The following is an 11,271-nucleotide window of genomic DNA, read 5'->3' as shown; positions in this document are numbered from 1 at the left end:
GCCGCCGGATCACCGCTCAGCGGGTCACCGCGCCGCTCGGAAGACCACTCGGCCTTCGTCGGAGCGGGTCACTCGGCCTTCTTCACTTGGCCTTCTTCGAGAAGTACTCGAACATGTGCTGGGCCACGTCCTCCAGGTACGGACCGGCCTCGTAGGTGTTCGCGCCGTTGCCGATGGAGGTGTCGCTGACCAGGGCGGGCTTGCCGTCCTTGGTCGCGTACCAGCCGCCGCCGCTGCTGCCGCCGGTCATGTTGCAGCCGATCAGCAGCATCGCCGGGCGGCTCGGGTCGCCGGTCTTCTTGGACGGCTTGCCGCCGTCGCAGTGCTCCAGCTCCACGCCGTCGAAGGGCTTGCCCTCCGGGAAGCCGTAGTTGCTGACGGCGCCGACCTGGTCACGCGGGGCGTTGAACCAGAGCGGGACGGAGCCGCCGACGGTCTCCTCCAGCGACTTGCCGCCCGGGCTGGGGTTGGCGACCTTCACGATGCCGAAGTCGTACTGGCTCCACGGGCCGCCCTTCTCCGGGTCGGCCTCCGCGGCCCACTGCGGCGAGACCATGCCGGAGGTGGCGGTCCACTCGCCGTACGGCTCGGCGTCCTCCAGCTTGGCCTGCTTGTTGCCGTTGCTCAGCACGCCGTTGCTGTTGAAGGCCGGGGCGAAGGTGATGTCGGTGTAGTACTTGTTGCCCTTGCCGCCGTGCAGGCAGTGGCTGGCGGTCCACACCAGGTTGCTCTTGCCGGGGTTGGCCGGGTCGGAGACGACGGTGCCGGAGCACACGTAGTCCTCGTTGCCGTCCTTGAAGAAGATCTTGCCGTTGACGTGCATGTTCTTCGGGAACGGGTGCGCCACGGGCTTGGCCGGGACCATCGCGGGCAGCTGGTCCGTGCCGCCGCCACCGCCGGGCTGCGCCGCGGTGGGCTGGGCCGTGGGCGCGGCCGAGGCGGGCGCGCTGGTGGCCGGCGCGGCGCCGGTGGGCTGCGCGGGCGGCTGGGTCCCCTCCGGGGCGGGCTGCGGCAGCGGCTTCGGCTTGGCGTCCAGCAGCTTCTGCAGGGTCCAGTAACCCTTGACCGCCGGGGTGATCACGTTGGCCTGGGCCCACTTGTCCCAGTCCTCCAGCTTCCAGGTCTTCAGCTCTTCGAGCGTCGGAAGCTTGATCGGAGCCGCGCCCGGCGTGCCGGAGGCGCCGGCCGTGACGCCGGGAGCCGCGGTCACGGCCGGGTCGGCGTTGTCGGGGCCGCACGCGGTGGCGACCACCATGGTCAGCGCGACGACGGAGGCGCCCAGGACGGCACGGCCCGGCCGGGATATCGGTGACATGAGTTCAAATCCCCCTGTTGACTACCGCCATGCGGCCCGTTCCCCGGGTGCGGCCCCACTCGGCCGCAGGCATGGCAGGTGAGGAGTCTGCCATGCGTCCGGGGGACTCCCGAATTCCGCACCGGACCGGGACGGGGCCGTCACCGGATGGGCACGGGATCGGCACCGGGGGCCCGTCGAGGAGCGGTCCCGGGGGTGCGCCCGGCGGGTCGCGCGGTGGTCGCGGCGGGCCCGGCGGCCGGTAAATCGGTTGCACGCCCCGGGCGGGCTGCCTAGCGTGGTCCGGGTCATCAGCCAGACAAGGAGAAGGCCGTTGCTCTACTGAGGTCCCGGGACACCGCCCCCGCCGCGCAGGCCCTGCTGCCGTCGCGCGGTGCGCGAGTGTGCGACCTCAGTCACGGCCCGTGGCACTCCTCTGCGTGACGCCACCCCTTCGTTCCCCCGGCCGTGCCCGGTTTCCGCACCCGCGGTGTCTCCCCGTGTTGCTCACCACCCCTTCGGCAACCACCCCGGGAGGCCTGTATGGCACACCACCCCACCACCACCGCCGTCCTCTGCACCGAGCTCTCGTTCGAGTGGCCCGACGGCAAGCCCGTCCTGGACGGCTTCCAGCTCGCCGTCGGCCCCGGCCGCACCGGCCTGATCGGGCTCAACGGCGCGGGCAAGTCCACCCTGCTGCGGCTGATCGCGGGCGAGCTCGCCCCGACCGGCGGCACCGTCCGCATCGACGGCGAACTCGGCTACCTGCCACAGGGGTTGACGCTCGACACCACCCTGCGGGTGGACGAGGCGCTCGGCATCCGCGCCGCCCGCGAGGCCCTGCACGCCATCGAGTCCGGCGACACCGACCAGCGCCACTTCGACGCGGTCGGCGACGACTGGGACGTCGAGGAGCGCGCCCGCGCCACCCTCGACCGGCTCGGCCTGCACCGCCTCGGCCTCGACCGGACCACCGGCGAACTCTCCGGCGGCGAGGCCGTGCTGCTGCGGCTGGCCGCCCTGCTGCTGGCCCGCCCCGACGTCCTGCTGCTCGACGAGCCCACCAACAACCTCGACCGGGCCGCCCGCGAGCGGCTCTACGAGACGGTGGCCGGCTGGAACGGCGTGCTGCTGATCGTCAGCCACGACCGCGAGCTGCTCCGGCACGTCGACCAGATCGCCGACCTCCGGGACGGCGAAGTCACCTGGTACGGCGGCAACTTCGAGGAGTACGAACGCACCCTCGCGGCCCAGCAGGAGACGGCCGAGCGGCTGCTGCGCAACGCCGAGGCCGACGTCCGGCGCCAGAAGCGGGACTTGGCCGAGGCCCGCATCCGGCTGGACCGCAGCGCCGCGTACGGCAAGAAGCGCTCGGTCACCCGCAACGACCCGCACATCTTCGCCGGGATGCTCAAGCGCAAGGGCCAGGAGACGGCCGGCCGTCTCCAGGGCATGCACACCGAGCGCCTGGAGGAGGCCAAGGCCCGGCTCGACGCGGCCGAGGAGGCCGTCCGGGACGACGCCGAGATCCGGATCGACCTGCCGCGCACCGCCGTCCCGGCCGGGCGCACCGTGCTCACCCTGGACAGGGTCCGGCTGCCCCACGGCACCACCGCCGACCTCGACCTGCGCGGGCCCGAGCGGATCGCCCTGGTCGGCCGCAACGGCGCCGGCAAGACGACGCTGCTGCGCACCATCGCGGGCGAACTCGCCCCGCCGGCGGGGGAGGTCGTCACCCCGGTGCCGCTGCGGCACCTCCCGCAGCGGCTCGACCTGCTGGACGAGGAGCGCTCCGTCGTGGAGAACGTCAAGCTGTTCGCCCCCGCCGCCGGGGACAACGCGGTCCGCGCCCGGCTCGCCCGCTTCCTGTTCCGCGGCGCCCGGGCCGACCAGCCCGCCGCCACCCTCTCCGGCGGCGAGCGGTTCCGGGCGACGCTGGCCGCCCTGCTGCTGGCCGACCCGCCGCCGCAGCTGCTGCTGCTCGACGAGCCGACCAACAACCTGGACCTCGCCAGCGTCCGCCAGCTCACCCAGGCGCTGTCCGCGTACCGGGGCGCGCTGATCGTGGCCAGCCACGACCTGCCGTTCCTGCGCGGCCTGGGCCTCACCCGGTGGCTGGAGCTGGACGGCGAACTGCGGACGGTGGAGCCGATGTAGCGCCTACTGCTGCTCCTACCGTTGCTGCTCCTGGTCGTTCTCGGCGTTCCCCTGGTCGCCGTGGTCGCCCTGGCTGCTCTGGTTGCCTTGGGCGTCCTCGGTGAGCATCCGGCGGGCCGTGCTCAGGGCCGAGTCCCTGAGCGCGGCCAGCTCGTCCGGGGTGAACACCGGTGTGCGGACGTTCGGCGGGATGCCCGGGCCGTCGAAGGTGCTGCCGTACCTGGTCAGGTACTTCTCGTTCGGCAGGACGGCCATGAAGTCCGGCGAGAGCGACTTGATCATGATGTCGGAGAAGACGCCCTGGGTGTTCTCGCCGACCCGGAGCACCCGCGGGGAGCGGCCCGTCATGGCCTGGGTGAAGGTCTCCGCGGCGCTGGTGGAGATCGAGGAGGTGAGCACCGCCACCGGCCCGGTGAAGTGCCCGCCCGCCGACGGCCGTACGGTGATCGGCTCGGGCCGGGTGAACTTCGTCGGGTCGGCCGGGTCGTTGCGCGCCACCTTCCGGTAGGCGACGTACGGGCGGTCGGTGAGCCGGGCGGCGATGTGCAGCCCGAGCGCGTCCGAGCCGCCGCCGTTCAGCCGCACGTCGACGACCAGGCCGGTGGGCCGGTCCGGGCCGGCCAGCACGGCGTCCAGCGCCCGGTCCAGCTCGTCGACCTGGCTCCGGAAGTCGCCGTCGGTGTAGCCGTCGAAGCTGCTCACCCGGAGGTAGCCGAGGCCGTCCGGGAGCCGGCCCACGCCGAGCCGGCCGCCCGCGAACTGCTGCTCCGGGCCGGTGAGCTGGGCGGCCGAGGCCTGCAGGGCCCGCGCGGTCAGCTCCGGGGTCTGCACCGTCGAATCCGGCCGCTGCCCGCCGAAGACCTCCTTGGCGTGCCCGTCGACCACCCGGGCCAGCCCGGTGTGCGCGTCGCCGAGCGGGCCGAGCATGTCCGTGAAGACGTCCTGCAGCCGGTCGGCGGTCGTCGCCGGAGTGATCGTGGGCCGCTTCTCGTCCCGGACGGCGTGCCAGTCGATGCCCTTGGCGGCGAAGAACGGGTAGTTCTCCTCGAAGTCCTCCCAGAACCGGTCGAAGACCGCGAGCGGGTCGTTGGGAGCAGGCCGCGCGCACAGCGGCGGCAGGGCGTCCAGGCGGGTGAGCGACTTGGTGCCGACCCCGCTCTCCTCGCGTTCCACGGCCCGGTTCCGGCCCTTGGGGGTGAGCGTCATGGCGAGGTTGCCCACGGTGTAGCGGGTGGTGCCGTCCGGGCCGGGCTCCGAGGCCTGCGTCCCGGTGACCCACCCGGGCAGGCAGCTGTGCGAGGTCACGTCGTAGGTGGTGACCCGGCCCCCGGAGACCGCGATCAGCAGGCCGTAGCCCTCCGTCCGCCAGACCCCCTCCAGCGGGTTCCCCCGCCCTTCCCGCGCCGCGGCCGCCCCCGGTGCCGCCAGCCCCACCGCCGTCGCGAGGGCCACCGCCGCGGCCGCGGCCCGGCCGACGCCGCTTCCGGTCCTGCTGCGCGCCGTTCCCGTCGTGAGCCCTGTTCCCGTCCTGCGCGCCGTTCCCGCCGTGCGCGTCATCCCTGACCTGCGTGCCATTCCTGACCTGCGTGTCATCTCCGGCCTCCGCCGAAACCCCGGTCTCCCCCGCGGAACCCCTCCGCCACCGCTCCCCGTCGACGCTACGGCCGGCCCCACCGCCCGGGCGTCATCCGACGAGCCGCACCCGCTTCCTCCTCCGGGCGCACCGGCTTCCTTCTCCGGGCCGACCCGGAGCCGGGTGCAATGGTCCTCGGCGGTCTCGACAGCGACCGTTTTGACTGCGGGTGAAAAACCGCCGTCCGCGGCCCCAACTACCCGTCGCTCCAGTACCATCGGCGGCATGCCTGCGCTCACCATCGAGTACACGGAGCACGAGCTCGCCGCGATCCGCGAGGCCGCCGCCGCGGACGGCAAGACCGTGAAGGCCTACGTCCACGACCTGAGCGTGCGCGAGCAGCAGCGCCGGGTCTTCGTGGACCACGCGGTGGCGTTCTGGAAGGCGCACCGGGCCGAGTTCGACGCCGCGTTCCCCGAGGACGCGCCCGCCGCGTGAGCGACGGGGGAGCGTGAACTCCCGGGGCTATGCCTGCGGCGTCGACCGCAGCCTTCCCGCGATCCGCGTCCCGAGCCGGTCCAGCCCGACGACGAGTGCGGCGAGCGCCACGAACTCGACGGTCAGCAGGGCTATCTGGCCCCAGACGTAGCCGTAGCCCTTGGTGGTCGGGTCGAAGAAGAAGTACGGGTAGGGCATCGGGTAGTCGTCGAACAGCGCGTTGCGGGTGAGCACGATCGCCGCGTAGCCGAGCGGGAAGCCCAGCCAGAGCGGGATGTCCTTCCAGGCCGAGGCGTTGCGCGGCTTGAGCACCAGCCAGTCGGCGATCACCATCACCGGCGTCACGTAGTGCAGGAAGAACGACGACCAGTGCGCCAGCTTGTCCGGCCCGCTGACCAGCCCGGGCAGCGGGTTGGCGCCGTGTTCGAGCAGGATGTGCGAGACCAGCCCGGTGATCAGGATGTACAGCGTGGCGGCGCCGCGCAGCCGGGGCGCGGGCGCGTCCACGGTGCCGCGCTTGAGCATCCAGTACACCGCGCCGATGAAGTAGCCGAACACGATCACGTTGCTCTGCACGGTGAAGTAGACCAGCGGCGCGGTCCCGAGGGTCAGGCCGAGGCCCGCCGAGAGCACGATGCCCATGCGCCACCAGAGCGCGGGTCGGGTCCGGACTGTCATGCGGCCACCAGTTCGTTCCAGGCGATACGGGAGGTATCGGACGTCGAGGGGGAAACCCGCACTCTACTCGCTGGTACCGATCGGATGGAATCCACGTTCGAGGCGCTCGGGGGTACCGGGGGCACGGTTGATGGCCGCGGTGGATCCTGAGCGGGCGTCAGCCCGGCAGTACGAAGCCCGACTCGTACGCCGCGATGACCGCCTGGGTGCGGTCCCGCGCGCCCAGCTTGGCCAGCACGCTGCCGACGTGCGTCTTCACCGTCTCCTGGCTCACCACCAGCTGCCGCGCGATCTCGCCGTTGTTGAGCCCGGTGGCCATCAGCCGCAGCACCTGCCCCTCCCGCTCGGTCAGCCGCCCGATCGGCCCCCGGTCGCCCGACCCGGCCTCCCGGCGCCGGTCCGCGCCGTGGCGCAGCGCGAGGTCGCGGACGGCCGCCGGGAACAGCAGCGAGTCGCCGCGCGCGACCAGCCGCACCGCCTGCACCATCTCCTCCGCCCGGGCCCGCTTCAGCAGGAACCCGGCGGCGCCCGCGCGCAGCGCGTCGTACACGTGGTCGTCGTGCTCGAAGGTGGTGACCACCAGGATGCGCGGCGGCGGGGCCATCCCGTTGACCAGCTGTTCGGTGGCCCGGATGCCGTCGATGCCGGGCATCCGGACGTCCATCAGCACCACGTCCGGGCGCAGTTCGCGCACCAGTGGGACGACCTCGGCCCCGTCGGCGGCCTCGCCGACGACGGTGAGGTCCGGTTCGCTGTCGATCACCACCCGCAGGCCCAGGCGGACCAGCCGCTCGTCGTCCGCGATCACCACCCGGATGCCGTCGGCGCCCTGCGGTGCACCCTCGTCCACGGCGTCGTACCCCATCTCGTTCATGTCCTCGTTCACGTCGTCCCTCCCACCGGCAGCCAGACGGCCAGCCGCCACGTCGTTCCGTCCCCGTCCGGCCCCGCCGTGCTGCCGCCGTGCAGGGCCGCCGCCCGCTCGCCGATCCCGCGCAGCCCGCGCCCGCCGCCGGGGCGGCTCGGCCGGGCGGGGCCGAGCGGATTGGTCAGGTCGATCTCCAGCCGGCCGTCGGCGAGCCGGACCCGCAGCCCGGCCGGGGCGGGCCCGGCGTGGCGCAGCACGTTGGTCAGGCCCTCCTGCACGATCCGGTACGCCTCGCGGGAGACCGGCTCGGGCAGGCCGGCCAGCCCGGGCGCCAGCTCGGCGTCCACCGCCACCCCGGCGCGGCCGAGCTGGCGCAGCAGGTCGTCCAGCCCGGCGAGGGTCGGCCCGGCGGGTCCGGCGGCCTCCGGGTCCTCCTCGCGCAACAGCCCCAGTACGGCGTCGAGTTCGGCGACGGCCGCCCGGGCTGTCTCCTCGATCGCCGCGAGCGCCTCGGCGGCGAAGTCCGGGTTGCTGCGCAGCACCCGGGCGGCGGCCGAGGCCTGGATGCCGACGGCGCTGAGCGCGTGGCCGACCGAGTCGTGCAGCTCGCGGGCCAGCCGGTTGCGCTGGGCGAGCACGGTGGCCCGGCGCTCGGCGGCGGCCACCCGCTCCTCCGGGGTCGGGCCGAGCAGGGCGGGCGCCCAGCGGGCGAGCAGCGCGCCGCAGACGGCGTTGGTGCCGACGATCAGCAGCAGAACGCCGAGACCGAGGGCCGGGCCGGTGACCAGCCAGCCGGGGAAGTGCCGCTCCCACAACCGGACGAACTCCCTGGTCCCCGCGAAGCCGCAGACCAGCACCACCGCGAACGGGGTGCCCGCCAGCGTCATCCCGGCGACCACCCCGCCGAACAGGACGTGCAGCACGTACCAGAGCGCGGTGCGCCACCGGGCGCCCCAGGAGCGGGCCGGCCCGGTGGCCAGTTCCTCCGGCCGGGCCGCCGAGCACAGGGCCCGCGCCGCCGCGCCCTCCAGCCCCCGCACCATCGGCACCAGCGCGGTGACGGCGGCCATCGGCAGCGAGGTGAGCAACGACAGGACGTAGAGCAGCAGTTGGCGTCCGGGCGGCTGGTTCGGGTTGAGCGCCCCGTACAGCACCACCGACAGCATCCAGTACGGCATCAGCAGCGCGCCGCCCAGCACCAGGTGCACCCAGCGCAGCCGGGCCCGCCGGCCGACCGCCGCGCCCGCCGCACGCCGTAGGCGGACGCCCACCTCTCCCGTACGCCGCAGTCGCATGCCCACCCCCGTGATCACCCGCGCGACTCTACGGCAGCGGCGCGCCGGAGGGTGCCGCGTTCGGTGAGCGCGACCGCCCCGACCGCCAGGACCAGCACCGCGGCCACCACCTGGGCGCCCTGGACCAGGGGGGTCAGCCCGGGGACGGCCGTCCGCAGCTCGGTCACCCGGGTCGTCGTCGCCCCGAAGGCCACCAACTGCCAGGCGCCCCAGCCGAACAGCGAACCGGCCGCCGTCCAGACCACCAGCAGCGGCCCGAGCAGCCGGCGCCCCGGACGGAACCGGAAGGCCAGGACCAGCAGCGCCGCCGCCGCGGCCACCGCCATCACCGCCGTCACCCCGTTCATCACCGCCACGCCCCGGGACCGGCCGTCCACCAGGTCCTGCGGCACTCCGGCGGTGCCGCCGAACGCCCAGTAGACCCGGGCCGCCGCGACACCCGCGGCGAGCAGCGCGGCAACGCAGGCGAGGACGCGCTGCACGGTCAGGGTGGGGGAGTCGGGCAGGTCGCCGATCCGCTCCCGCAGCAGCCCGGCCCAGCGCCGGCGGGCGTACAGCACGAAGGCGGTGATCAGCGCGAGGCCCTGGACGGCGAAGCCGCCGTACACCACGGGGAAGACCCAGCCGCCGAGGCCCTTGTCGTCCGGGTCGGCGCTCTCCGGCCCCAGGACCAGGAGGCTCAGCAGGTACAGCGGCAGCGCGACCAGGATCGTGCCGAGCAGACCGGTCGCCACCCACATCGGGAACGCCACCAGCCCGGCCGGCGCCCGCCGCCCCCACGGCCGGACGAACGCCAGCGCCAGGGCCACGGCGATCGCGTCCATGCCGAAGGTCAGCAGGTTCACCAGCCACAGCCGGTCCATCTCGCCGGGATCGCCCGCCCCCACCGGATGCCCGGTCAGCCACAGCAGCTTCAGCGTCAGGTACGGCCCGGTCGCCGCCACCGCCGTCCACGCCGCCCCGGCCCGCACCACGTGCTCGTTGATCCTCATGCCCCCACGGTCCCGCCGGGCCGGGCGCCGGGGCCTCCGCCGGGGGCGCGATCCCGCTCCCCCTGGCGGGGGATCTCGGGCCGACAGGGGCTCCTCCGGGCCTCAGGGCATCCGGTGGATCACCCGGTCCTCCTCGTCGGTGCGGCCGTCCGGGTCGGCGACCAGCCCGAGCCGCTCGGCGAGCCGGCGCGAGGGCAGGTTGTCCGCGTGGATCAGGGCGACCACCGGGACCCCGGGGTGGCGCGGCAGCGCCTCCGCCATCGCCGCCCGGGCCGCCTCCGCCGCGTACCCGAGGCCCCAGGCGGACGGCCGGAACCGGTAGTAGAGGTTGAACACCCGCTCCCCGTCCAGGGTGTGCAGGTAGAGCCCGGCGAACCCGATCACCGTCCCCGGGTCCTCCCGGGTGGCGACGGCGCAGTACCCCACCCCGTCCCGCACCCAGTCGGCGACGAACCCGTCCAGCATCTCCCGCGCCTGGACGAGCTCCCGCTGCGGCCCGTGCGGGTTGTACCGGTTGGTCTCCGGATCCCCGTGGATCGCGAACACCGCCCCCACGTCCCCCTCCCGCGGCCGCGTCAGCACCAGCCGCTCGGAGACGGCGACGACGGTGCGGGCGGTGTGGTCGGTACGGTCGGTGGTGGTGGTGCTCATGGTGCTCCCCCGTGTCTCACGTAATAGGTCCATCGCAAGATAGACCATTACCCCGACACCCGCCCGCCCATTTTCCGCCCGCTACAGGATCGGCTCACACCCGATCGCCTGGCCGCCGGCCGTGAGGAACTGCTTCCAGGCCTCGTCAGAGGTGGAGAACAGGTGCCCCAGGTGCCTGATCGCGCCGATCCGGAAGTAGACGGGGCGACCGTGGCAGGTCACCACGATCTCGTCCCGGGGGAGGGACCCCACCCAGCGGGCACGGCCGAACGCCGGCCTGGTGTCCCGCTCGGTGGCCTCCGGCCGGAGCCGGGACTCGGTGGCGATGACGAGGGAAGAGGTGCTCCCGTGCGCATCCTCAGGCGTGATCTCGCAGGTCCACAGGGGATCGGATCCGACGGTCACGGCCTCCCTGTAGCGCTTGTCGGGCGAGCGCTGGACGGAGACCCCCGGCAGGCCGCAGACCGCGTCGCCGTCGAGCTCCCGCTCGGTGGCGGCCGGGGCCAGCTCGTGCAGGACGGGCAGCGGCGCCTTGCCGCAACCGCGCTGGTCCGCGATGCGGTCGGCCGCCGACACGGCGAGCCGGGCGAGCTTCAGCGGGTCGGGATCCTTCCCGGAGTACGCGGTGACCCTGGCCCAGAGCCCGTTGGGGCAGCCCTCGGGGAGCAGTGCCCACGCCTCGTCGCCACGGACGGCGCCGACCGCGCCACCGTTCGCCGAGGCGGCGAACGTCCGGGCGCCGGGAGGGATCGGGAGGTGGAACACATCCTTGCTCTCGCCGAGGGACACCCGGATGTTCCGGTCGTCGCCGAACATCCCGCCGGCCACCTGCACGGTGCAGACCGCCGTGCCGCGGCTGACGTTCCCCTCGTACGGCTCCGCGCTGACCTTGCCCGACCCGAGCGCTTCGTTCACCGCCCGTGAGCTCACCACCTCGTCGCACACGCTGTCCGGCCCGAACCTGTTGGTCATGTCGTCCGCCAGCAGCGCCCACCCGGCGACCCCCAGCCCGGCCACCAGCCCGACCGCCGCCACTGCCATGACCCCGGCCCGCACCCGCAGCCCCCGCGTGGTGAACCCCCGCCGGTCGAGCGCCGCGTCCATCCGCCCGACCGGGCCGTTGGCGGAGCCGTTCTTGTCTTCCATGGTGTGTCGTTCCCCGGTTGCTGCTCGGTCGGTCGGATTCAGGCGTGCTCCTGCGGGCCTCGGCGAGCAGCGCCTCGCCCAGCAGCCGGCCGTAACGCAGGCCGCGGTGGTCGGGGTGC

Annotated in this window: 10 protein-coding genes; 2 read left to right on the top strand and 8 right to left on the bottom strand. The window is 73.9% G+C overall.

Annotation, left to right across the window (positions count from 1 at the left end; all coding sequences use genetic code 11):
- Nucleotides 1–82: 82 nt before the first annotated feature.
- Nucleotides 83–1,315 carry a hypothetical protein gene (locus ACFU7Z_RS26535; protein WP_380780107.1) on the bottom strand — a complete coding sequence of 411 codons (1,233 nt, stop codon included), beginning with the start codon at nt 1,313–1,315 and terminating at the stop codon, nt 83–85.
- Between the two features lie 522 nt (nt 1,316–1,837).
- On the opposite strand from ACFU7Z_RS26535, the gene ACFU7Z_RS26530 reads away from it, so the two are divergent.
- Nucleotides 1,838–3,451, top strand: coding sequence for an ABC-F family ATP-binding cassette domain-containing protein (locus ACFU7Z_RS26530; RefSeq protein ID WP_380780105.1), 1,614 nt, complete (start codon nt 1,838–1,840; stop codon nt 3,449–3,451).
- A 15-nt stretch (nt 3,452–3,466) separates the two neighbouring features.
- Here the strand turns inward: ACFU7Z_RS26530 and ACFU7Z_RS26525 are convergent, their stop codons facing one another.
- Entirely contained in the window at nt 3,467–4,903 is a 1,437-nt protein-coding gene (locus ACFU7Z_RS26525) for a S41 family peptidase (protein WP_380780102.1), read from the bottom strand.
- Nucleotides 4,904–5,309: 406 nt separating this feature from the next.
- Here ACFU7Z_RS26525 and ACFU7Z_RS26520 point away from each other — a divergent pair, with 406 nt between their 5' ends.
- Complete coding sequence (locus tag ACFU7Z_RS26520) at nt 5,310–5,522, top strand: hypothetical protein (RefSeq protein ID WP_074002239.1); 213 nt, start codon at nt 5,310–5,312, stop codon at nt 5,520–5,522.
- A 27-nt stretch (nt 5,523–5,549) separates the two neighbouring features.
- Here ACFU7Z_RS26520 and ACFU7Z_RS26515 read toward each other — a convergent pair whose 3' ends face one another.
- The 6 genes from ACFU7Z_RS26515 to ACFU7Z_RS26490 all read right to left on the bottom strand — a co-directional run bounded on the left by ACFU7Z_RS26515 (nt 5,550) and on the right by ACFU7Z_RS26490 (nt 11,152).
- On the bottom strand, nt 5,550–6,200 hold the full coding sequence (locus ACFU7Z_RS26515; protein WP_049658279.1) for a Pr6Pr family membrane protein: 651 nt from the start codon (nt 6,198–6,200) through the stop codon (nt 5,550–5,552).
- A 157-nt stretch (nt 6,201–6,357) separates the two neighbouring features.
- Nucleotides 6,358–7,065, bottom strand: a complete 708-nt coding sequence (locus ACFU7Z_RS26510) for a response regulator transcription factor (protein WP_049658284.1) — start codon at nt 7,063–7,065, stop codon at nt 6,358–6,360.
- Nucleotides 7,066–7,082: 17 nt separating this feature from the next.
- Nucleotides 7,083–8,381 carry a sensor histidine kinase gene (locus tag ACFU7Z_RS26505; RefSeq protein WP_380780098.1) on the bottom strand — a complete coding sequence of 433 codons (1,299 nt, stop codon included), beginning with the start codon at nt 8,379–8,381 and terminating at the stop codon, nt 7,083–7,085.
- Nucleotides 8,378–9,355, bottom strand: a complete 978-nt coding sequence (locus ACFU7Z_RS26500; RefSeq protein ID WP_380780096.1) for a hypothetical protein — start codon at nt 9,353–9,355, stop codon at nt 8,378–8,380. Before ACFU7Z_RS26500 ends, ACFU7Z_RS26505 begins: the two co-directional genes overlap by 4 nt.
- A gap of 102 nt (nt 9,356–9,457) precedes the next feature.
- Nucleotides 9,458–10,006 carry a GNAT family N-acetyltransferase gene (locus ACFU7Z_RS26495; RefSeq protein ID WP_380780094.1) on the bottom strand — a complete coding sequence of 183 codons (549 nt, stop codon included), beginning with the start codon at nt 10,004–10,006 and terminating at the stop codon, nt 9,458–9,460.
- Nucleotides 10,007–10,087: 81 nt separating this feature from the next.
- Nucleotides 10,088–11,152 (bottom strand): hypothetical protein, encoded by a 1,065-nt coding sequence (locus ACFU7Z_RS26490; RefSeq protein ID WP_380780092.1) that lies wholly within the window; start codon nt 11,150–11,152, stop codon nt 10,088–10,090.
- Between the last annotated feature and the right edge of the window lie 119 nt (nt 11,153–11,271).

The sequence above is a fragment of the Kitasatospora sp. NPDC057518 genome (assembly GCF_042802075.1).
Classification (GTDB): domain Bacteria; phylum Actinomycetota; class Actinomycetes; order Streptomycetales; family Streptomycetaceae; genus Kitasatospora.
The sequence above is the reverse complement of the archived record's forward strand: the minus strand, read 5'-3'. Positions and strand labels throughout refer to the sequence as shown.